20 protein-coding genes are annotated in these 24,577 nt (G+C 31.6%); all 20 read left to right on the top strand.

Annotation, left to right across the window (positions count from 1 at the left end):
- The first annotated feature begins 126 nt into the window (after positions 1-126).
- The 20 genes from OA86_RS02990 to OA86_RS02895 all read left to right on the top strand — a co-directional run bounded on the left by OA86_RS02990 (position 127) and on the right by OA86_RS02895 (position 24,572).
- Positions 127-510 (top strand): c-type cytochrome, encoded by a 384-nt coding sequence (locus OA86_RS02990; protein ID WP_039350408.1) that lies wholly within the window; start codon positions 127-129, stop codon positions 508-510.
- 270 nt (positions 511-780) lie between these two features.
- Complete coding sequence (gene dnaK, locus OA86_RS02985) at positions 781-2,679, top strand: molecular chaperone DnaK (protein ID WP_039348645.1); 1,899 nt, start codon at positions 781-783, stop codon at positions 2,677-2,679.
- Positions 2,680-2,917: 238 nt separating this feature from the next.
- Positions 2,918-3,487: a helix-turn-helix transcriptional regulator gene (locus OA86_RS02980; RefSeq protein WP_039348642.1), complete on the top strand. Its 570-nt coding sequence runs from the start codon at positions 2,918-2,920 to the stop codon at positions 3,485-3,487.
- On the top strand, positions 3,484-4,725 hold the full coding sequence (locus tag OA86_RS02975; protein ID WP_039348639.1) for a site-specific integrase: 1,242 nt from the start codon (positions 3,484-3,486) through the stop codon (positions 4,723-4,725). The genes OA86_RS02980 and OA86_RS02975 overlap by 4 nt, the downstream gene beginning before the upstream one ends.
- Position 4,726: 1 nt before the next feature.
- The gene (locus tag OA86_RS02970) at positions 4,727-5,395 is read left to right on the top strand and encodes a hypothetical protein (protein ID WP_039348637.1); all 669 of its coding nucleotides are present in this window, start codon (positions 4,727-4,729) and stop codon (positions 5,393-5,395) included.
- A 106-nt stretch (positions 5,396-5,501) separates the two neighbouring features.
- Positions 5,502-5,870 carry a helix-turn-helix domain-containing protein gene (locus OA86_RS02965; protein ID WP_039348635.1) on the top strand — a complete coding sequence of 123 codons (369 nt, stop codon included), beginning with the start codon at positions 5,502-5,504 and terminating at the stop codon, positions 5,868-5,870.
- Positions 5,870-6,883: a replication initiation protein gene (locus OA86_RS02960; RefSeq protein ID WP_039348631.1), complete on the top strand. Its 1,014-nt coding sequence runs from the start codon at positions 5,870-5,872 to the stop codon at positions 6,881-6,883. The genes OA86_RS02965 and OA86_RS02960 overlap by 1 nt, the downstream gene beginning before the upstream one ends.
- 362 nt (positions 6,884-7,245) lie before the next feature.
- Positions 7,246-8,133, top strand: a complete 888-nt coding sequence (locus OA86_RS02955) for a DUF8464 domain-containing protein (protein WP_052257365.1) — start codon at positions 7,246-7,248, stop codon at positions 8,131-8,133.
- A complete protein-coding gene (locus OA86_RS02950) occupies positions 8,130-8,768 on the top strand; it encodes a hypothetical protein (protein WP_039348628.1) in 639 nt (212 codons plus the stop codon). Before OA86_RS02955 ends, OA86_RS02950 begins: the two co-directional genes overlap by 4 nt.
- A gap of 523 nt (positions 8,769-9,291) precedes the next feature.
- Positions 9,292-9,582 carry a helix-turn-helix domain-containing protein gene (locus tag OA86_RS02945; protein WP_039348625.1) on the top strand — a complete coding sequence of 97 codons (291 nt, stop codon included), beginning with the start codon at positions 9,292-9,294 and terminating at the stop codon, positions 9,580-9,582.
- Positions 9,583-9,677: 95 nt separating this feature from the next.
- Entirely contained in the window at positions 9,678-10,925 is a 1,248-nt protein-coding gene (locus tag OA86_RS02940) for a type II toxin-antitoxin system HipA family toxin (RefSeq protein ID WP_039348621.1), read from the top strand.
- A gap of 73 nt (positions 10,926-10,998) precedes the next feature.
- Positions 10,999-11,988, top strand: coding sequence for a helix-turn-helix transcriptional regulator (locus tag OA86_RS02935; RefSeq protein WP_039348619.1), 990 nt, complete (start codon positions 10,999-11,001; stop codon positions 11,986-11,988).
- Positions 11,989-12,046: 58 nt separating this feature from the next.
- Entirely contained in the window at positions 12,047-13,870 is a 1,824-nt protein-coding gene (locus tag OA86_RS02930; RefSeq protein WP_039348616.1) for a DUF3696 domain-containing protein, read from the top strand.
- A gap of 6 nt (positions 13,871-13,876) precedes the next feature.
- Positions 13,877-14,815 (top strand): hypothetical protein, encoded by a 939-nt coding sequence (locus OA86_RS02925; protein ID WP_039348613.1) that lies wholly within the window; start codon positions 13,877-13,879, stop codon positions 14,813-14,815.
- 211 nt (positions 14,816-15,026) lie between these two features.
- Positions 15,027-15,374 (top strand): hypothetical protein, encoded by a 348-nt coding sequence (locus tag OA86_RS02920; protein ID WP_039348610.1) that lies wholly within the window; start codon positions 15,027-15,029, stop codon positions 15,372-15,374.
- Between the two features lie 11 nt (positions 15,375-15,385).
- Positions 15,386-16,015 carry a vWA domain-containing protein gene (locus OA86_RS02915; RefSeq protein WP_039348607.1) on the top strand — a complete coding sequence of 210 codons (630 nt, stop codon included), beginning with the start codon at positions 15,386-15,388 and terminating at the stop codon, positions 16,013-16,015.
- A 119-nt stretch (positions 16,016-16,134) separates the two neighbouring features.
- Complete coding sequence (locus tag OA86_RS02910; RefSeq protein ID WP_039348605.1) at positions 16,135-18,666, top strand: N-6 DNA methylase; 2,532 nt, start codon at positions 16,135-16,137, stop codon at positions 18,664-18,666.
- Positions 18,653-19,570, top strand: coding sequence for a hypothetical protein (locus OA86_RS02905; RefSeq protein ID WP_039348602.1), 918 nt, complete (start codon positions 18,653-18,655; stop codon positions 19,568-19,570). The genes OA86_RS02910 and OA86_RS02905 overlap by 14 nt, the downstream gene beginning before the upstream one ends.
- A 35-nt stretch (positions 19,571-19,605) precedes the next feature.
- Positions 19,606-22,842 carry a helicase-related protein gene (locus tag OA86_RS02900; protein WP_039348599.1) on the top strand — a complete coding sequence of 1,079 codons (3,237 nt, stop codon included), beginning with the start codon at positions 19,606-19,608 and terminating at the stop codon, positions 22,840-22,842.
- A 626-nt stretch (positions 22,843-23,468) separates the two neighbouring features.
- A complete protein-coding gene (locus OA86_RS02895) occupies positions 23,469-24,572 on the top strand; it encodes a reverse transcriptase family protein (RefSeq protein WP_052257364.1) in 1,104 nt (367 codons plus the stop codon).
- Positions 24,573-24,577 lie beyond the last annotated feature (5 nt).

The raw sequence follows: 24,577 nt of genomic DNA, 5'->3' as shown, positions 1-24,577 counted from the left end.
ATATTTATTACCCAAAAGTAGTAAGATTTGGTCAGATTCGAGTATGATCTCAGTCATAAGCTTTATATGACATTTATCTTCACTTTTATTCAAGAAATTTTATATTTTTGTACCAAATTAAAAAAGATGAACAAATACTTAGTAATCTGTGCAATGTTTGCAATTGTTTCTTGCGGCAAAAAAGTTAATCCCAACAAAGAAAGCAATGTAATGCTGGAAGAACCTGTAGTAAAAGTGGTAGATTCAGCAGCAGCAGGAAAAAATGAAGGTTTGGCACTCATTGAAGGTGCAGACTGCTTAACTTGTCATAAAATGGATGCAAGATTAGTAGGACCATCTTATCAGGAAGTGGCAGATAAATATACAGATGCTGATATTGATCATCTTGCAACAAAAATCATTGATGGAGGAAAAGGCGTTTGGGGAGAAATTCCTATGACTCCACATGCAGGAATGAGCCCGGAAAATGCAAAGAAAATGGTAGCATATATTCTTACCCTAAAGAAATAATTAGAGTTTATCTATTTTAAAAGACATCTCATAATTTTATGAGATGTCTTTTTTTTGATTTTGTCTTTAGAAATTTTGCTTTAATTAGATGTCAGTTGAAATTGGTCAAAAGCATTTTCAGTATTAAACATTTTGGAAGTTTGGTGGAGTTTCATTCATTTCTTACAAACTTCTCAATAATAATTTCTGTCAATTTGTCATAATTTTTCACTTGGTATATTTTTAGAGAAACTCATATCAAATAAGTTTAAAACTAAAAATATACATACTATGAGTAAAATAATTGGAATTGATTTAGGAACAACAAACTCTTGTGTTTCCGTAATGGAAGGTAAAGATCCTGTTGTAATCCCAAATTCAGAAGGTAAAAGAACAACACCTTCAATCGTTGCATTCACCGAAGATGGTGAAAGAAAAGTAGGTGATCCTGCAAAAAGACAAGCAGTTACGAATCCTACGAAAACTGTTTATTCAATCAAGAGATTTATCGGAACGCATTTCAAAGATGATGCGAAAGAAGTTTCGAGAGTACCTTACAAAGTAGTGAGCGGACCAAACGACACCATCAAAGTAAAAATTGACGACAGAGAATATACGCCACAGGAAATTTCTGCGATGATCCTTCAGAAAATGAAGAAAACGGCAGAAGATTATTTGGGTCAGGAAGTAACAAGAGCGGTAATTACTGTTCCGGCTTACTTTAACGACGCTCAAAGACAGGCGACAAAAGAGGCGGGTGAAATCGCTGGTTTAACAGTAGAAAGAATTATCAATGAGCCGACTGCAGCAGCTTTGGCTTATGGAATGGATAAAGCACATAAAGATCAAAAAATTGCAGTTTACGATTTAGGTGGTGGAACATTTGACGTTTCAATCCTTGATCTTGGAGACGGTGTTTTTGAAGTATTATCTACAAACGGAGATACCCATTTAGGTGGTGATGATTTCGATGATGTCATCATCAACTGGATGGCAGATGAATTTAAGGCTGAGGAAGGGGTAGAATTAAAATCAGATCCTATAGCTTTACAAAGATTGAAAGAAGCGGCAGAAAAAGCGAAAATTGAATTGTCTTCAGCTCCACAAACAGAAATCAATTTACCTTATATAACCGCGACTGCAACTGGTCCGAAACACATGGTAAAAACTTTGACCAAAGCGAAATTTGAGCAATTGTCTGCTGATTTGGTAAGACGTTCAATGGAGCCTTGTAAAAAAGCGCTTTCAGATGCAGGTCTTGCAATTACAGATATCGATGAGGTAATTTTGGTAGGTGGTTCTACAAGAATCCCAATCATTCAGGAGCAAGTAGAAAAATTCTTCGGTAGAAAACCTTCGAAAGGAGTTAATCCGGATGAGGTTGTTGCCATTGGTGCAGCGATTCAGGGTGGAGTTTTAACCGGTGATGTAAAAGACGTTCTTTTATTAGATGTTACGCCACTTTCTTTAGGAATTGAAACAATGGGATCTGTATTCACGAAATTAATTGATGCGAATACAACCATTCCAACCAAGAAATCAGAAGTATTCTCTACCGCAAGTGATAACCAACCTGCCGTTTCTATTAGAGTAGGACAGGGAGAAAGACCAATGTTTAATGACAATAAAGAAATCGGAAGATTTGATCTTGCTGATATTCCACCGGCACAAAGAGGAGTTCCTCAAATTGAAGTAACTTTCGATATTGATGCCAACGGAATCTTGAGTGTTTCTGCAAAAGATAAAGGAACCGGAAAAGAGCAAACGATCAAAATTCAGGCAAGTTCAGGACTTTCAGATGATGAGATCCAAAGAATGAAGAGAGAAGCTGAAGAAAATGCTTCCTCTGATGCGAAAAGAAAAGAAGAAGTGGAAATCTTCAATAAAGCAGACGGATTGCTTTTCCAAACTGAAAAACAACTGAAAGAATTCGGTGATAAATTATCTGCAGATAAAAAAGCAGCAGTTGAATCTGCTCACGCAGAATTGAAAACCGCTTTCGAAGCAAAAGATATGGACAGTGTAAAAACGAAAACTGAAGCATTAGATGCTGCTTGGATGGCTGCTTCAGAAGAAATGTACGCTGCAGGAAATCAAGGACAACCGGGAGCTGATCAAGCACAGGGAAATCCAGAAGCTAATTCAGGAACAGAAGATGTTCAGGATGCTGATTTCGAAGAAGTCAAATAATTAGCAATTATCATCGATTAACATCGATTGAAATAAAGTAGTAAATCGCTGTAAACGTAATGTTTACAGCGATTTTTTTGTTTTTAACATTTTTCAATAATAGTTGATTTTAATCGATTTTTATCGTATTTTTGTATCTTACTTGTACCGAGCGATATTTCGAAAGTATGTGCGTCTTATGCGCACTAATGTGATTTAAAACTCCAAAAACGGAGAATGTTCAGGATGTTATTTAATAATGGGATTTAGTAAATTAAAAATACCGAGGGTTTGTGAGCATTGTTCAAAACCATTTGAAGCAAAAACAGTTATGACTCGTTTTTGCTCTGTTTCTTGTAATAACAAAGAAATAGTTGCAAGAAAAAAGCGAGAAAGAGAAGGATTGGAAAAAGAAACTCTTTTAAGAAATTTTGCGGAAAAGATTGCTGAAGTTCAATCACGAGAATTTATTTCTATTCCTGAAGCGACAATTATGTTTGGAATCTCAAAAGACACCTTACATAGATTAATAAAACGAGGCATAATTACCGGAGTTAATTTAGGAGTAAGATTGACTCGAGTAAAGCGATCAGATTTGGAAGATTTATTTTCATCTGTAGAAATACCAGATAAGTTAAAAGAAGTCCCTGATAAACCAAATTTTGAAGTAGGGAATTGCTACACAATTTCTGAAATAAGCGCTAAATTCCATGCTGATCCCGGAACGGTAAACAGCGTAATTAGGAGAAACAAAATTCCGACAAAGCAAGTTGGAAGTTTCGTTTATGTGCCTAAAAATTTAATTGATAAAATTTTTGACGGAAAATGAAAGAGTTATTAAAAACCAAAGTTACCGTACGATTGCGAAAAGCCGAGTTCCGAAAAGAATGGTTTATTTATTTGGAAAGTTATCCCGTGATGATTCCTGGTAAAAATGACATTCAAAGAATTCGGGAATATTTGAACCGGAGCGTCACAACCGTAGATTTTGACAAGAAAAGACCTGCACGAACAACGCAGAATTCAGTTTCATTTAAACCCAAAAGAGATGATAACGGAATTATAGTTTGCAAAAGTGAAAACGACCGTGAAACAATGTTTTATGCGGATGCTTTGCGAAAATTGAGACAGAATGAATATGATAATATTGAACTTTATAGCGAACTCGACAAAATTCAAGTCGAACAAAGGGAGAAATCTCAAGAGAATTTTGTGAGGTATTTTGATCTGCTTACTAACAAACGACATAAAAATAACTCTGAATCCATTAAGGTAAATTGGTATCGCTCCATAGAATTTCTAAAAGATTTTGGTGGTGAGAATATTATGTTCTCACAGATTGATACTAAATTCTGTGAAAATTTCAAATCATATTTGCTGACTGCGAAAAGCGGTAGTAATAAAGCAGAGATTATTTCACAAAATACGGCTTCAACGTATTTTTCAATTTTCAAAGCGGCACTAAAACAAGCGTTTATTGATGATTATTTTACTATTGATATTGCAGCTAAAATAAAAGCAATTCCACATGAAGAATCCAGAAGGGAATATTTAACGCTCGAAGAATTGAACACTTTAGTCGAAACACCTTGCGAACTTGATGTTCTAAAACGTGCAGCGTTATTTTCCTCTTTGACTGGTTTAAGACATTCAGATATTCAAAAATTAACATGGAATGAAATAAGTCTTGAAAAAGATCAAGCAAGAATAAACTTCACTCAAAAAAAGACCAAAGGTGTGGAATATATGCCGATGTCTAAACAAGCTTTACAACTTTGCGGTGAAGCAGGAGTTCCAAACGATTTAGTTTTTAAAGATTTAACGAACCCAGCTTGGATTTCTCGACCACTTAAAAAATGGATTGAAAGTGCAGGAATTACCAAAAAAATAACTTTCCATAATTTCAGACATACATTTGCAACTTTACAACTTTCCAATGGAACGGATATTTACACAGTCAGTAAAATGCTTGGTCATACCAACGTAAAAACTACGCAGGTTTACGCAAAAGTTGTTGATGAAAAGAAAAATAAAGCTTCTTCCGCTATTCATTTGAAAAATTTATAAAATGAATTTTAAATATTTTGAACATATAGTAAAACATTTGCCGGTAATTTCTGCATGCTTATTAGTAGGTGCTTTGGCAAGATTGGCTTTTCTTGATAAAGGAGTCGATGATTACACTGCAAATATTATCTTTTGGTGCGTGACTGCTTTAGGTATAATCCTTTATGCATTAATCGTTTTATTTCTAGACGGAATTATTAAAAATAGAAAAATACTACCTCAAAAAAATAGTTCTAAAAATTCTACTAAAGATGATATTCCAACTGAAAATCTTGAGAATATAAAACAAGAGCAACAAAGCATAATTGATCAAAATGAACAAGGCAAGAAAGATATTGCGATAAAATATACCCAAAATCAATTTGCACTTTACACTTCAGAAGATGATTTAAAATCACTTTGTAATTACGTTGTGCTCTATTCCGAGAAAAATAAATTGGACAACATTAAACCAATCAAAATCGAGAAATTATCCAACCTAGATTTGTATCATTTCGGGTGGAATATATGGAAACATTTTAATGTGCGAAACCAATTCGAAACTGCTGTGTTTCTAAAAAATATATTTTTAGAATCTTTGAAAGAAGTAGAACCTGAAAGTATCAAAAGACATTTAAAAGATGATGAAATGAAAGGAATAATTACCATCATGGAATCTCTTTCTGAGTAGAAAAAATTACTAAAACGCTGTGTTTTTAAAGTGTTTTCTCCGTGTACCATGCGACACAGGGAAAACACTTTTTTTATTTGCACCATAACAATTAAAAACGATAGTTATGGAAGTAAATGACATTTCATTTGAAAACCTGCCTAGAGCAGTTGCGCATCTGGTTAGCGAAATAGCCGAAATTAAATTTCTGGTAGAAAGGAAAGAACCACCAATAATTTCTCAAAAAAGAATTCCTTTAGATATTACGGAAGCCTGTCAAATCATTGGAAAGGCAAAACCGACAGTTTATACACTTGTGCGAAAAAGATTAATTCCCTGCTACAAAAACGGTAAAAAACTCTACTTTTTTGAAGATGAATTATTAGACTGGATTTCTCAAGGGAAAAAGAAAACTTTAAAAGAAATTGAAGCGGAAGCGAAGTTAGATTTCGGCAAAAACTTTAAGAAGATCAGCACTAATTTTAATAAAAACTGATGCTGAAAAGTAAAAACATACAAGAAAGAAAATATTTCACGCCAAGACCAAGGAAAAAAGTTCTTGTTTCAAATGATTTTAGAGAGGTTTTAGTATCGCAAGAAACTTCTATCATAGAACAGCGCGTGATTACAATAATACTTTCCTGTATCAAAGAAGAGCAGTCGCTTTTCATATCTGTAAAATCACCATTAAATATTAATGGTCCTATCCAATTTAATTTTGATGATTATTTTGAAGGCTGGGCAAATCAGGGAACTGTTAATTTTGAGATTCCTCTTAAATTTTTGAACCCGAAAAGAATTATGAAAAATATGACTATCAAATCAGCTTTAGTTAATATGGCAAATATTAATTGGCTCCAATTAAAAGACAGTTCAATTAATGGTTATCAGACAGTTCCTTTCATTTTGAAACCACAGTGGAATAAAAATAATTTGTATTTTAAAATGGATAAGACAGTGCTCAAACATTTGCTTAATATGAGTCATTATTTTCCTCTAAAAAAAGATCTTGCTTATCAGGTTTCGTCTTCCAATACTTTGCGTTTTTTAATGTGGATAATGAAGTTTAAAAAATTCGGAGGTTTATCAATGGAATATTCTCAAATTTTAAAACAATTTTCAATAAACAAAGATAAATACGAAGGACGTTCCAGATTTGAAAGAGATTTTTTGCAAAGTATAAAGGCAGATCTGGATTCTTTTAATGATTTGAGTTTCAATTATGCCTATCACGACGGCAAATACACATTTTCGATTTACAATACTTCAAAATCAACGAGTAATAATGTAAATTTTGTTTCACTTAATGACTTACAGGTTGAACGTTCAATAAAATATTTGAAGAGGAAAAGAACTTTAAATGACGCTAATGTCAGGACTTTGCGAAAACTCTTTGACATAAAGGGTTACAAAGAACTTTCTACCAGATTAAAAAACAAAATTGACTCCAAATTAAACAGTGATAATTACATAAAAGCGGTTTTTAATTTACTCGAAAAACAATCGTGATTTTATCTCCGGAAAACGTGCCTTTAATTCCGAATTAGAGGATTCTATTTCCGAAATATTATACTTTATCTCCATAACAATGGACTTTATCTCCGTGAAAATGGACTTTATCTCCGTCATATTACTAATTTATATCTATAAAATTGAGTGTTAATAATGGTTTGAGAAGATTCAAAAAGTTCCTCTTAATTATACTAATGTTATTAATCATTCTAATCTTACTAATAAAAATAATAAATGCGGATAACTAATTTAAAAAACACATTGTGTAAATGACAGATTGATAAACATTTAAGTTTTAAACATTTTTAATTATTTATGGATTTTATCTCCGAAAAGACTTTTTGCTTTAAAAAAAAAATATGAATTGCGCTCAAGCCAAAAAAATACCGATTAGATTAGTTTTAGAAAGTTTTTCTCTTTTTCCGAGCAAAGTAAATCCGAAGACTGCTTTTTACTTTGCATTAGATCGCGTAGAAAAAACTCCAAGTTTATCAGTCGACTTTGTAACAAATAAAGCATTTGATTTTGGAACAGGGATAAATTATGACATTGTTTCGATAGTTCAAACGATTAAAAAATGTTCGGTGATTGAAGCATTAAAATATTTGGAACAATTTAGTTCTTCTTTTCAAAATCAAACAAATCATCCTAAACAGAAAATGGCAAATCTTTCTAAATCTTATGAAATAGCACAAGTAAAAGAAATCCAACATCCTGCTTTGTTAGAATATTTAAAAAGCAGAAGAGTAGATAATCAAACTGAATTTTTAAATGAAATCCATTATCGAATGAATGGGAAGAATTATTTCGGAATTGGTTTTAAAAATGATTCCAATGGTTACGAAATCAGGAACGCTTATTCTAAAATTTGTTTGGGTAAAAAAGGTATTTCAATGATCGAAAATGGCTCAAATTCAATCCGAATTTTCGAAGGATTCTTTGACTTTCTATCTTTTAAAAATGTGGAGAATTATCTTGAAAAAGAACCTTCAGATTATATCATTTTGAATTCAGTTTCGATGATTAATAAAATTCAAAATTCAATTCAAAATTACGAAAATATAGAACTCTATTTCGATAACGATGAAGCTGGAAATCGAGCCGTTGAAATGATAAAAAATGAAAACGAAAATGCAGAAGATTGTCGGATTTTGTATGCAGATTTTAAGGATTTGAACGATTGGTTGATTCAGAAAGATCCAAAGAATGAAGTTGAAATTCAATATAAATCAAGATTTAAAAGATGAAAACTCCCAAAATTTTTGCAGCAAACTTATTTGAAAAAATTTTTGAATTAAATTCAAAAAACAAAATTGGCGCAAACACCATCGCTGTTTTTACATATATATTGTACAAATGCGAAGATCCTCAAAAGGAAATTGTATTGTCTGATTACGAAATGGCAAGAGAACTTGGGCTTTCCAGGCAAACCGTAATTACGGCAAAAAACAAATTAAAACTTTTGGGAATATTAAATTATGAAAGAAATCGTGGTTTTCCGAATCGTTTCGTTTTGAATGAAAATTATCAGATAAAAGAAATCCCAAAAATAGTTGAGATAAAGGAAACTTTGGTTGAAAAATTAATTCCAATTCCAGAACCAAAAATTATTTCAAATAATTCCGTTTCCAAATACCCAACTCTAAATCAGTTTATGGATTTTGCCAAAAACTTAAAAGATTATTCAGAAAAATTAGACCAACTTTTGATTCAGAAATTTCATCAATGGGAAAATTCTGGTTGGAAAAATGTAATCGGAAAACCTATTTTGGATTGGCAATCTGTTCTTGAAAAAAACATCAACATGCTTGAATTATCTCTTCCTCGTGAAAACATTTCTGCATTTAAAATTCCAAATATCATAAGACCGAAAGTAGACTAAAATAAGTAATTGCAACCAGATTAAAATAAAGTAGACTAAAAAAAATTCAGACCTCTGAAGAATGTATAAGCAAGATGTGTCTTTGTACCTACAAAATTTAGATTTTGTACTACTAAAGACTTTCTTGCCTTTTCTGCGAAAAGGATAAAAAAACTTCGGAACTCGTTTTTATTGTATTTATTTTACTCAGGTTGATCTTGATTATTTAAAATAAAAACTTTCATTTTCGAAAATTTAATTCCTAAAATTCAGCAAGATTTCTTTCTTAAATTACAGCAGAATTTTTAAATGAAATTGCTGATGAAGGAAAAAAAATCTACGAGGAAACCGATATAAAATCTCTACAAGAAAACATTCAGTAAATGCAATTGTGGATTAAAAATAATCCAGAAACAACAGAATCTTTTTTACGATTTAAAAATGGGTTTGAGGCGAGAAAAGAATAAAAGTAAGAATAACTTTGTCTTGTAAATGATTGTTATTTCATACAAATATTGTATATTTGTATGAAATAACAGACATTTTGAATAAGAAAGAACAAACTATACTTCCAAAATTCACTCAATTATTGGAAGAAATGGGCGAGAATATCAAACTTGCCAGAAAGCGGCGAAAATTAACTGCTGTTCAAGTTGCAGAGAGAGCAGGAATTGCACGCTCAACATTATACTTAATTGAAAAGGGAGATTCCGGTGTTTCGATGGGAGCTTATTTTAATGTTTTAAGAGTTTTAGGATTACAAAATGATTTTCTAAAAATAGCTGCAGATGATGAATTTGGAAGAAAACTTCAGGATTTGGATTTACTTAAATAATTGAATGATGAAATCGCCAGTAACCAACTTGGTTAGCAAACACTAATGAAGATTTGGCGATACCATATGACCTTAAAAAATATAAATAACTACATATGAAACAAGGAAAATTTGAAATTTATGTTTTTGCAGATTGGAAAGGAATGACTGAAGCAAAATTGATGGGAGTACTTTCTGCACATTATGGAAAAGGAAAAAAAGCATTTGGTTTTGAATATGATAAAGAGTGGATTCAATCTGAAACTCAAAGATTAATTGATCCAGATATTCAGTTTTTTTCGGGGGCGCAATTTGCAAATAACAAAGAAAATTTTGGAGTATTTCTCGATAGTATGCCCGATACTTGGGGAAGAACTCTAATGAAGAGAAAATCAGCACAACAAGCCAGAGAAAATGGCGAAAAAGCCCAAACTCTTTACGATATTGATTATCTTTTAGGAGTTTACGACAAAACAAGAATGGGTGCATTGAGGTTCAAAACTTCGTTAGATGGTTTGTTTTTAGATGATGATATAAATAACTCAACACCACCTTGGTCTTCAATTAGAGAATTGCAAGCAGCAGCAAAAAATCTTGAAGATGATGAAAATGTAAATGTCAAAAAATGGTTAGCGATTCTGATGGCACCTGGATCTTCTTTGGGTGGAGCGAGACCGAAAGCGAATATTGAAGATGAAAATGGAGATCTATGGATTGCAAAATTCCCATCAAAAAATGATACAATTGACAAAGGAGCATGGGAATTTTTAGCTTTTCAGTTAGCAGTGAATTGCGGAATAGAAATGTCTGAATGCAAAATAGAGAAAATCACTGGTAAATACCATACTTTTTTTACTAAAAGATTTGATAGAGAGGGCAAACAAAGAATTCATTTTTCTTCTGCAATGACGATGACAGGAAATAATGAAGAATCTTTAAGGTTTTCTACAGCAAGTTATCTTGAAATTGCTGAGTTTGTGATGAATAATGGTGCAAATATTAATGAAAATCTTCATCAATTGTGGCGAAGAATTGTTTTCAATATTTGTATTTCAAACACAGATGACCATTTGCGAAATCATGGTTTTATTTTAACCGAAAAAGGTTGGATTTTATCACCAGCTTATGATTTAAATCCTTCTATCGAAAAAGATGGATTGTCTTTAAATATCGATATGGACGATAATTCCTTGGATTTGGAATTGGCAAAAAGTGTCGGGATTTATTTTAGGTTAAATGATTCTGAAATGAATGCAATAATTTTAGAAATTAAAAATGCAGTAAGTAACTGGCAAAAAATTGCATTTGAAATTGGGATTTCGAGAGCAGAGCAGGAACTAATGCAACATGCTTTTCGATTCTAATTTTAAAAATGATTTTTTCTGTTTTTTCTTCCGCTTACATTTCGTATTTTTGAGAGTTCAGTGAAAAATTTAAATGGCAAGTAACAAAAATGCAGTAATTAGATATAAAGCACTCGACAAGTGCTTTTCTAATGCTTTTAAAAAATTTTACATCAATGATCTTATAGAATATTGTTCTAATATTTTAACAGAATATTATGCTCAGGATACAACAGTTTCCAGAAGGCAGATTTTTGATGATATAGATTTTATGAAAAGTGAAGCAGGTTATGATGCGCCAATAGAATCTATTAAAGACGGCCGAAAAGTATTCTATAGATATTCAGATTTAGATTTTTCAATTTTGAAAAAACCTCTCAATGCATCTGAGTTAAGTACTCTAAACCAAGCATTAGAAACATTGAGCAGGATGAATAACATTCCTGGTTTTGATTGGGTAAATACTATTCAAACTAAATTAAATTCAGGTTTAAAACTTAAAAAAGAAGAAAATCAAATTATTAGTTTTGAAGAAAATGAATTCTTAAAAGGAGTGGAATTTCTGAATCCTTTGTATCAATATATTGTCAACAAACAATGTTTAGATATTACTTACAAAAGTTTTTCATCTGATCATGAAAAAGTATTTACCGTTTCTCCTTTTTACCTTAAACAATACAATAATCGTTGGTTTCTATTTGGGCACAATCATGAAGTAGAAAAAATTCAAAACCTTGCTTTAGATAGAATTATTGAAATCAAAAATTCAAAGACTGAATTTGAAGAATCTTCTATCGATTTCGAGGAATATTTTGAAGATATCATTGGTGTAAGTAATGATCAGGATGCGGAAGTTGTGTCAATAGTTATAGAGCTTTCAGATAATATATTACCATATGTCAAATCGAAACCAGTTCATGGATCACAGAAGATTAATGGAAATGTCTTACAATTAAAAGTTAAAATTAATTATGAATTAACCTCTCTAATTCTTTCTTACGGTGAAAACATGAAAATTGTTAAGCCTCGAGAATTAGTTGAAAAGTTAAAAGTTAGAATTAGTAATTTAAAATCATTTTATTAATGCATTTCTACTGCACTATATAAAAATATTTTTGCGATAAATAACATAATATAAAAAGATGAAAATAGGAGTTACTAATTTTAGAGTTTTTAAAGACCGGCAGGAATTTGATATTAAACCCATTACGCTTTTAACAGGACCTAATAACGCAGGTAAAAGCGCATTTACAAAATTGTTGGAGCTTTTAAAGTTGGGGGTTGATAATCTTGACTTAACTGGTGGTCGACATAATTTAGGTTCTTTTGAAAACGCTGTAAATTGGGAAAGTCCTGAAAAAAAATTCAAGATTGATTTTCCTTCTGAAATAGATTACCTAACTAATAATCTAACTACCGAAATTACATTTGTTGATGGAGAGGCAAATCAATTACAAATACACAATAAAGAAGTAAGTGTTTTTAATTTTAAAATTGTTGATCATGATATTATTGAAGTTGATGATCACACACAACTAGTTAATGATATAGATAGAGCAGATACTTTTGAATTATCTTTTGACTATAAATATATCATCGATCGTTTTTTTGATCGGTCCATTCTACTTAAATCCGATTGGAGCGGTAAAAATTTCCTTTATAAAAAAATGTCCGCGTTTAGGCAAATACCACCGGAAATTATTTTTAATAATTACAGAGATTTCTCGATTTTGCATAGTGGATTAATACCGTCAGTAAAAGAAGAATCAGAGGTTGACCCTGTATATGGAACTTCATTGGCAACTGATATTATTTCCAATAGATATTTTTCCAGCGCGTTTCTTATAAACAACGTTATGGATAATATTGCGGAAGAAGAGAAGTATCTCTTATATGATATAATAATCAATGGTGTAGATGTTACAGAAAGATTTGCCGAAATGCTAATCAAATGTCAAGATGAAGTGTTTGACAATTTCTCATATTTTATACCTTATTCTAATTCGGAAAAAAAATTAAGTTATTTATTGAAGACCGCCATAGCAATTGTTTTAAAAGAAATTCATGATAATTTCTTAGATGAAATAATAGACAATGATTTATTTGATGACAGTGTTGACCGATTAAAATTGACCGAAAATGATCTATTTAGATTAATTTTTAAAGAGAAAATAATTGGATGGAAATTGTTTGATGAAAATAGTGGAATGACGTTTTTCGAGCAATTCGGAAATCAAAGCGATTATTTAGAAAAATCATTAAGTAAAGTTAATTTCATAAGTGCTCAACGTGGAAATATTGATAGAGTTTTATTAAATGGTGGTTCACAAGAGATGAACAGGGTTTTATTAAATTTTCAAAATCAAAAAGATAAGCCTAACGCGGTTTACAAAAAGTTTATCAAAGAAGCATTTGAAATATTTGGAATTAACGGTGAATTGAAAATTAAAACGTTTGAAAATACAATAATGGTTCCCTATATTTTAAGAGATGGGAAAGAAATATCATTTGCTGATTTGGGTTTTGGTTATTCACAAATAATACCAATCATAATTAAAATTGCAATAATGCAAGGTAATATGTCATTGCATAGTAATGTCAATAACATCTTGATTATAGAAGAACCCGAAGCTAATTTGCATCCCAATCTTCAATCAAAATTAGCAGATTTATTCGCTTTAACTGCGGTCACTTTTCCAAATTTAAGATTGATTATTGAGACACATAGTGAGTACATAATACGCAAATTACAATTTCTGACTGCAAAAAAGCAACTTGATAACGACCATTCAATTATATATTACTTCAATTCAGACGAATATGTGGATGCTGACGAACCAAAAGTAAAAGAAATTGTAATTAATGCTAGTGGTACTTTATCCGAGGATTTCGGTCCAGGTTTTTATGATGAAGCAATCCGCTTGCGTTTTGATTTAATGAAACTTAACAGCGAACAGTTAAATTAAAATGCGATGCGTGTATATGTTGAAAAAGAATTTATGAATCATTTCGTTTCCTTACAGAACAAAAGGTCAAAAGGAATAGATATTTTGTGGTCTATAATTAGAGATTACGCCGAAGTAGTATGGGTATTTAATGAAGAAGTTAAATATGACGATTTTGAAAGATGGGAAGTTACCAATAGTTTCATTACTACTGTAAGTTCCAAAGGGAGTAATTCTATTGAATTCAATAAAAATTTTAAGCAGGAAATTGAACAAGATACTCAGAGCCTTCAAATTATACTATCAAATAAGATGGAGAACTGGCATAAAGACAGTATTCCTAACCTGCTAGTTTTTTACATTGAAGACTTCGAGAAACAGTTAGAAGATATTGTAGCAAAATTTAGTTTTCGATTTATTGCGGATGAAAATTATCACTGGAATGGTATCGAAAATCTTAGATCATCTTTGATAAATGAAATAACGATCACGGATAAGTATATAATAGATAAATTTCTCCAAACAAAAGAAATTAGAAATTTAGATCAAAACTTTATTTTCCTTTTACGTAAAATTGTGGAAAACCAAAGTTTCAGAATTAAGTTATATATAAAATCGAAAGATGCTGATTTCGGAAGATTAAAAGAATTGCAAGAAAAGTTAGAAATAATGTCGAGGCACACAAAGGATAGTTTCTCCGAAAAACTGTCTTTACAAATTATTAATGCGGAACTGGATGCAGATTTTGATTTTCATGACAGAAATATTATTACCAATTTCTATATTTTAAAAACGGGTAAAGGATTTGAAAGAATTAAAGATAAGAAAGTGAATACTGAAGTAGAGTGTTATTCTTTTTTAGAGAAATGGGGTTACGATCTAATTCGACACCGTAAAAAAATGATGAAAGAATATGAAGATTTATTAATTAATTATCCGAACACATTTTCTACTTTATCTTTCTAATACATCAAATAGTCATTTTTTATAAGTTTATCAAGCACCGCAAATAGCAGTGCTTTTTTTTGAAACATATTCCAGAATTTCATTTTTCAACTCTTCTTATTATTTAACACTAATATTTTTTTTACAGTGCAGTCCTACCGCATAGGATACAAATACCTTTGTAGTATGAATTAATAGAAACTAGTTAATGAACTGAAAAATAATTAAAAGCATGAATGAAACAGTAAGAAAAAAATTGATTGAAGTTGCAAAAGACAAAGCGATCATCCACTACCAGGAATTAGCCAACGCCTGCAATCTGAAACTCGATATGCACAATAATCCGGCAGACCGAACAGAAATAGGAAGGATATTAGGAGAAATCTCCGTGAACGAATTTAATCAAAAACGACCGCTTTTAAGTGCAGTAGTTATTTCTAAAAGTGGTGAAGAAGGCGACGGATTTTATAAACTCTGTCAGGAACTAGGGTATACAAAAAACTGGAAAAAACTTAAAGAAGAAGGTATATTTAGTATTCAGGAAATTATCAGGTGTCATCAATATTGGTCTAACAATTAAAATTATTTATTATGGAAAAGCAAAAAGTACACAACCTTATCATTTTGGATGAAAGCGGTTCAATGGGAAGTATTAAATCAGAAATCATCTCTGGTTTTAATGAAACCGTACAATCAATTAAAGGTTTTCAAAAAAAATTTCCGGAACAGGAACATTTTATCTCCCTCGTAAGTTTTAATAGTCTTAGCAATCAACTGCTACATTTTATTGATCCTGTTGATAAATTGAATGAGATTAATTCAGAATTGTATCGGCCAAATGGAGGTACGCCACTGTTCGATGCGATAGGCTATGCGGTCAACAAACTTCATTATGTTGTGAAAAATCAGGAGAATTGCAATGTATTAGTTACAATCATGACGGACGGCGAAGAAAATTCTTCCAGAGAATATTCTGGCGCGCAGATTAAAGCATTGATTGAAAAACTAAAAGAGGAAAAATGGACTTTTACCTATATCGGCACCGATCACGATGTAGATAAGATTGCCCTTAATCTTTCCATCTCGAACACTTTGATTTTCAAGAAAAACGGAGAAGGGATCAAAAATATGTTTGTCAAAGAAAGACAGTCCCGGGATGTGTATTATTCGAAAGTCCAAAGAAATGAGGACACGAAAGATGATTACTTTAAGGATAAATAACTATTTTTAACCCTTAATTGAAAAAAGTATAAAAATCATCAGATTGTTGAATAGAAGAGAGAAGAGAAAGTGGATCTTCGCCGGAAATAATAGTCTAGAAAAAATTTAGAAATTGGCAAATGATAAGAAAAGATCAATATAAAGAGGAAATAAACAATATAGTTGCAGATTTATGGCAGATAGCTAATTCGGCACGAGGTCAGATGTCCGCAAAACCTATGTACGTTTTGATGTATCTTCTATCTGGCTATAAAGATGGTTTGTTTCTGAGTTTTGAGGATCGATTTGAACATCATGATTTTTATTTTTTACAAGAAGTAAAAAAGGTTTACGAATCTGTTGAGCAATATAGCGATATAAACCCATTTTATCAAGATTTAATCGATCAAATTCAACCAAATATTCTAGAAGGAATCATTATGTTCTTATTTCGATTAGAAAGGAAGCTGTTAAACGAAAATTTCCCTAAAATTTTTGACAGTGTTTTATCAAGTTCTAATGAAAGAAGCGATGTTGGTCTCGGAGTAAATTTTCAACCGCTAGAATTAAGCCGTTTTATTACGAATCTTGCTGAATTATCTGATGATGCTAAAGTGTATAATCCATTTGCGGGCTTAGCTTCTTTCAGTACATATTTGAAATCCAGTCAAAGTTATATTGGTCAGGAAATTATAACTAGTGACTGGGCTTTAGGTAAATTGCGTCTATTGGCGTACGGTAATAAAAATACCAGATATGTAAACGAAGACTCTATTAAATCATGGGATTTTACCAATAAGTATGATCTTATTGTTACACGCTCACCTTTTCAGTTAAAAGGATCGAATTTAGGTAATGATTTCGGAAAAGATTCCTTAAGTGAATTTATTATTAAAAATGGTTTGAATAGCCTTTCAGATAAAGGGAAGTTAATTGTAATATTTCCCCAATCTTTATTATCAAATTCAATAACCCGTGATAAAGACCTTAGAAAAAATCTTGTTGAAAGAAATCTGATAGAAACAGTTATAACGTTGCCAAGTAGAATTCTTTCTTATGCTGCAGTCAATCTTTCCATAATTATTTTAAGAAAATCTCAAGAATACGCAGCAAAAATTAGGATGATTGATGCTTCATCTTTCATTGCCTCATCTTCTCATCGTAAAGAAAACATTCTAGATGATGAAAAACTTTGGACGTATATCAATTCGAATAATAATTCAGAATTTGTACGGTTTGTCGAGAAATCAGAAATTGAACGAGAAGATTTTGATCTTCAGGTAGGTAGATATTTTATTGATGAGAACATATCGGGTACTAAATTAGGTGAAATAGCATCCTTTGTTGCAGGAAAACCTTTCAGTCCAAGCGGTACTCTGAGAGCTACGGTAGGGATAGATATGCATAGAGAAACAAGTTTTGCGAAATTTGTACGGATCAAAGATTTGAAAAATGATCCGTTCAATAGCAATTTGGATATTACGCAGTTGGTTGATGAATTGCCATCAAATGTTTCTTTCCGAAAAATTAGTCAAAATAGTTTACTAATTTCATCGCGATTTGCAACACTGAAGCCTACCTATTTTAAATATGAAGGTACACCTATATGTATTTCAGGAGATGTATATGCATTAAATATTGATGAATCTCTCTATGATATAAGATATTTGATATATGCACTTAATTCTGCGCAAGTAACAAAGCAAATAGAGAAGTATACTGCTGGTCAGATAATGCCTAGAATCAATAAAAAAGATTTGCTTAATCTGAAAATTAGAATACCTTCTTTGGATGAGCAGAGAAATCAATATATTGAGCTTGCACAGAAGCAATTGTCCACAAAATCTGCACAATATGGTATTGATTTGCAAGAGCAAATTATAAATGTCAATGATGAAAATAGCTTTTTAAGGCACCAAATCGCAGGTTCTTTAAAGAGCGTGAGGAATTCTTTTAAATTCGTTCAAAAAATACTATCTGAAAAAGTCAATCCGGAGTTCCCAGAATTGTATAATTTAAAGGTAGATTATCGACTGGGTTCAACCTTGAATACTTACTTGAATATAATCGAAAGAGACCTAAATTCTATAAACAAATCTGTAAATAAGATCAGTGATCAAATTGATTTGATGGATTTGAATTTAGAAGAATTTGATTTATTGAAATTTATCAAGGATTATGCTGAAGATCTTCGGGTAAGAGGACACAATTATTACGACGTTTTCGTTGATTTGGACGAAGACAGTTTGATTGAAGGAGCTGTGAAAAATGTTTATGTTAAAGGAGATAGAGATCTTCTGAAGAAGGCTTTCGACAACATCGTAGAAAATGCGGAAAGACATGCTTTTAGTAAAACCATTAATTCTGGTAATAAAGTAAAAATTGATTTGCTTTATGATTTTCAGGATATGAAAGTTCAGATTGATTTCGGTAATACTGGCCACCTGTTGCCAGAAAACTTGTCTTATGAATCCATGGTTAGAAAAGGAAGCTCAATAGGTGAAAATGCTGGTGATGGCACAGGCATTTGGTTTGTGCGCGAGGTGATGAAGATCCATGGTGGCGAATTCTCTTTTACCGATAAGAAAAACGGTAGCGAAGGTATTGAAGGAGAATATGTGACAACAATTGAATTAACTTTACCAATAATAGAAATAAATGAGAAATTATAAAGTACTTTGGTGTGATGACGAGCATGAAAATTTTCAGGCTATTAAAGATGAAGCAATTCTGCAAGATGTCCAATTAATTGGGTACACGAATTCAGATGAAGGTGGCGATGAATTACGCCAAAATTTCAGGGATTACGATGCCGTTTTATTAGATGGATTATTTTTCAAGCAAAAAGACCAAAAAGGCAGTGATTTAAAGCAAACTGCATTCGGGGAAATTGCTAAAATACTTACTGAACTAAAAGCGAACGGCAATTTAATGCCCTGGTTTATTTATTCAGGTCAGCCGTCATTCGTTAAGGATAGTAATGAAATTGTAGAAATATTTAAAGATGCCGCTTTTGCCAATGGGAAAGTTTTCGATAAAAGTAAAGATCAGGATTTTTCCGAACTGCTTGAAGAAATTAAAAAAGCAGCAGATGCAAATCCTATTCGGCAAATTAAAATAAACAATCCTGAAATTTTCAATATTTTTGATACTGGTTTATTATTGGAAGAAACGGAAAATGAACTATTGGAAGTCTTCAATGAGTTAGAAAAAACTACAGATATTGATACTAAAGCTGTACTAACGAAAATGCGCAGTATCCAGGAGAAAGTATTTATAAAGTTGGAGAGCATCAATGTTTTACCAAAGGGATTATCGTTTAATCAAAAAAATAATCATTTATCGGGTAATAAATCCCATAAGAGTAATTACACTGCTACATCAATAGAATACCAGACTGCTGAAATTGAAACTTTAAATAAATGGATTTACATTACTTGTGGCAGATATATTCATGAATTAAAAGAACAACATTTTGGTGGCTACATGATTTCTGTTTACTCCTTGAAATCAATGTTTTATGGATTGCTAGAAATTTTATTATGGTTTGACAAAACGTATAACGACTACAAATGATTATTATAGAGAAAACACTTCAATAAAAACACAATATGATGAAAAATTTACTTCTAGATCTGATTGCCAAAAAAAGTAATGAGCATGGAAAGCCATTGTTTATTCTTAAAGGTTTTTCCATAGCAACAATCACTACTGTTTATAAATCACTTCAAAACAATAGAAAGCTTCCAATATCTGGAGGTAAAATATTAATAACGGAAATTGAAAAAAAGTACAGAGATATAATTAAGAAGCTAATGTTTTCTGAAAAAGCAGATTTTATTTTGTACGAAGAAGCCATAAAAATTAGCAGTTTTGATTTATTCGGTAGAAAAATTGTGCTTATTGATTCGGGTATAGCAACATTGTACAATTACGAAGGAGATGCACAGCCTTTTGATACTGAAAAAAACCTTTTTAATCTTAAAGCTTCTTCAACTAGTATTCTTGATAGTTATTATTCTGAAATTATCGCAGAAGAAAGTTTTACAAAAGTTGCACACTTAGATATCGTTTCCCGTATTTATGATGAAATTGGAGATTTATTAGAAGTTATTGAATTATTTGAAGCAAAACAGATTAAACCTAAAACAGTCTTAATTGAGAATTTACCTGAGGATGCGGTATGGTTTGAAAGTAATGGGTCTGATTTAAGTTCTATTTCTAATGAAATTTTCAATGGTGAAAAAATTTCAAAAAAATATAATATCGTTGCTGATAGTGAAGTGTATAATGACCTTGTGAAAAGGCGAGATGCTGAAAGAATCAATGGAGTATTACATGGATTGGGAAGTGAGGTGAATTGGTTTAAGACAAGTAATGTTACTGATGCTGAGGTTTCTCCTGTAGTTACAAAATTATTCAAGAAGCATTGGGGTGATGATAAAGTATTCAGAAATATATTGTTTTACGATGCACCAGAAGTCAGTAATGAAGTTAAAGAAATTAGTCAGGGAGAGGTTGTTCAGCAGATTATAAATCAAGCTGAAATTGCCTACAAAAACTTTTCTTCTAAAGAAAAAAATCCTTATTCCGATGTGTTCCTTACAGCTCCAACTGGTGCTGGTAAAAGTTTACTTTTTCAGGTGCCCGCTTTTTATCTTTCCGAAAAATATAATTTAGTGACCATTATTATTTCACCGCTTATTGCGCTGATGAAGGATCAAGTAAACGCTATTAAAGTTAATAGAGGTTTTGAAAAAGTAGCCTATATTAATTCCGAACTTTCGTTAACTGATCGAGAAGAAATTATAAACGATACTCATGATGGGAAGATTGATATTTTATACCTCTCACCAGAACTCTTCCTATCATACTCAATCGATTATTTTGTCGGAGAAAGAACTCTTGGTTTGCTGGTTGTTGATGAGGCGCATCTAGTGACTACTTGGGGAAGAGATTTTCGCGTTGATTATTGGTTTCTAGGGAATCATTTAAATAAACTTCGTAAATATGTTCAGGAATTCCCAATTCTCACCGTTACTGCAACCGCAGTTTATGGCGGAGATAATGATATGGTTTACGACACCATTGACAGTTTATACCTTAACAATACCATAAAGTACATCGGTAAAGTTACCCGTGATAATATTGGATTTGATATTAGTCTTGAGGAAATTAAAGGTCAAGGATTTAGAAAAGCAAAATTACTTAAGACTGTTGCTTTTATTAAAGAGGCTATAGAGTCAGGTAAAAAAACCTTAATTTATTGTCCTTACACTACTCATATAAAAGATATTTATGAGTTGTTGGATCATAATGGTAAAATGAATGTCTGCACTTACTATGGTTCTATGGATGCCGACCTGAAGCAGGATGCATTTATGAAATATCTACATAATAATGTGAAAGTGATGATTTGCACCAAAGCGTTTGGGATGGGGGTAGATATTCCCGATATTGAACTTGTTTATCATCATGCACCCAGTGGTAATCTTGCGGATTATGTACAAGAGATCGGTCGTTCTGCCAGATTAGATCACATTAATGGAATTGCAAAAACTGATTATAGTTCCAAAGATCTTTCGTTTACCAAGATGTTATATGGTCTTTCTTCTATTAAGCCATGGGAACTTTCTGAAATTATGCGAAAGATTTACAAGGTATATGAAATTAGAAAATCCCAAAATTTCCTCATCGACATTAATCAGTTTCAACATATCTATCCTGAAGATATGCAATTGGATAATAAAGTGAAAAGCGGGATAATGATGATTGAAAAAGACCTGTTACAAAAATATGGATTCAATGTTCTAATCGGTCGTCCCAAAAATCTTTTCGCTCACGTATTTGCCAGAATTGTTAATGCTGAATTCGATCCGTTTCTCAAAGAATTTGGATGTTATGCAACATACATAAAAGATAAAAGTGTTGAAGAGAAAGGTTATAAGGTAGTCTGTATAAGACTTGATGAATTGTGGACTGAAAAATTTTCCTTTTTAAGTTTTCCATTTTTAAAATCGAAATTTTTTAAAAAAGAACTTTTTACCGATTTTCCGTCCGTAAGTCCTCAGCAAGAAATTGAAATTGAATTACATAATGATTACGATAAGATCTTGCCGATATTTAGAAAATATTTAGATGGAATTATTTATTCATTTGGTAGATTACATGATAGATTATTCTTCAAGCAGGATTTTGAAGTGGGATTTGGTAGTTACATTGCAGACCACTCGAAAATAAAAGATCCAGAATATCAGCGGCAATTAACCAACATCATTAATAAAGTTTCGTCAATTATTTTTAGCGTTTATATTGCTGGTAATGATCACGGTTTCTTGCAAAGAACAGACAGAACAGGTGAAGGAAATCCAAAATATAGAATAATTAATGGATCTTATCATTTAACAATGTCAGGAATGATAAAGCGGTTTGTTAATCATTTTAATGCATTAGGTGTGAATCGTAAAAAGAAATATTATTTGGCAACATCTAATACATATAATGAAGGGATTTATATGATGGCATATTTACTTGAAGCCTTTGAATTGGGAACATATATTGTAGCCGGTGGTAAAATGCCGGTGATGTTTATCCGTCTTAATGACCCGAAAAAATTTAAAAAACTAAGCGAATCATACTATGAAAATAGTTTGCTAAAAAATGTACATAATAGACACAAAATTTCAATGACCCTTTTTACGTACTTCTTTAATTGTGGTCTAGATGATCAGAAGAGATGGCAGTTTATAGAAGATTACTTCCTAGGTGAGGATGCAAGAACTTTAATTGAGAATTATTCCAAATTTTCTGGACATAATCATTTGGATTATGTGGACGGATTGAACTAATTTGCAACTCAACTTTGAATGAATGCTTAAGATTTACAACAAATGACCATGGTGTTTTTGTTATTTTTTGACGAAGTTAAAAGAAGGTCAGAATAATAAAGTTAGTAGAGGGAATTACCTAGACTGTGGAAACATGCTTGTTTATAAGGATCTAATATGAAAAGCAATAAATAATTTCTTGTGGTGCGCTTATGTTGCATAGATTAAATATAAATTTGCACCAGTAAAACAATAAGAGTTCTTTGAAAAGCCTGTTTTTAAGATTTTGATTTCGCTTGCTGTTGGGTCTCCCAAAAATCGGCAAGTGTTCCGGAAATTATTTTCCGGAATGAAAGTTTGGACTTTATAGTAATTAGAGAGAATTTTGATTAACAATATTTTAATATATATTATTATTTATATTTTGTTGTCAGGATTGCCCTCGCTCATTACGCTGTCCTTTCTTATACCTTATTTAAAGTCGAATAGATAAAGAAAACAAAAGACAGGCTTCAAAGAATTTAATAATACTCATTATGGATTTTAAGGATATACCTGCTTAAGAAAAAGAAAATATTAAAAAAGAATTTAGTGTTATCAAAACACTGACAGATTTTACGATTCTTTTAAGTTACTGCCAGGAATTATTGTATCCTTTTGAACTAGTAAAGATCGACGAATATAAAGTTAGAACTTTAGCACAACAAAACTCCGTTCTGCGTTATAAAACTTTTGAAATAAAAAAGAAAAATGGCGGCGTACGGCATATTCACGCACCAAAATCTGAACTTAAGGTTTTGTTAAAATGTATCAATTTAATATTTCACTGTATTTATACGCCACATGATTCTGCATACGGCTTTGTAGATGGTCGTTCTGTTGTTGACAATGCAAGACTTCACTGTAGAAATAACTATGTATTTAATTTAGATTTAAAAGATTTCTTCCCAAGTATTGAAATTGGAAGAATTTTAAAACGCTTTAATTTTCCACCTTTTAATCTTAATAAAGAGAATGGAAGACAGGAAATTGGTAATTATATTGCCTGGCTTTGCTGTGAGAATATGATGGTGGAAAGAGAGCTAATGGGAGAAACGAAGAAAGTTTTTAAAAGAGTTTTGCCGCAAGGATCACCTGTTTCGCCCATATTAACTAATATTATTTGTGAACGTCTAGATTACAAATTGTCTGCGGTGGCCAAGAAATTTGGTATTAAATATACTCGTTATGCTGATGATATTACCTTCAGTTCGATGCATAACGTATATCACAAAGAGGGTGATTTTAGAAAAGAAGTTGAGCGTATTATTAAAGAACAGTATTTTGTTATTAACCAAAGTAAAGTGCGTTTGCAAAAAACAAATGTAAGACAGGAAGTTACAGGCATAACGGTAAATAGCGAAACGAATGTACCGCGCAGATATGTAAAACAGATTAGAATGTGGTTATACTATTGGGAAAATTACGGTGATAGTAAAGCGCTTTCGCTGTTTTTACAATCCTATATGAAGGATAAAAGTCATATTAAAAAGGCTGTTCCTACCTTAGGATTTATGACTGCAGTTATTGGAGGAAAACTCAATTATCTTTCTATGGTTAAAAGTGAAGGAAATTCAACTTACTTAAAACTAAAAGATAGATTTGAAATAATTGCAGAAAAGCAAATAAAAATTTCCGGGATTTCTGAAAACACCAATGATGAAAAATTAAAAAAATTCGTATCTTCTTCTTTTAATTATGATTTTTTATAAAATAA

The organism is Kaistella jeonii, from assembly GCF_000812865.1.
GTDB lineage: Bacteria > Bacteroidota > Bacteroidia > Flavobacteriales > Weeksellaceae > Kaistella > Kaistella jeonii.
Note: the sequence above shows the minus strand (reverse complement) of the source record. Positions and strands in the feature narration are given on the sequence as shown.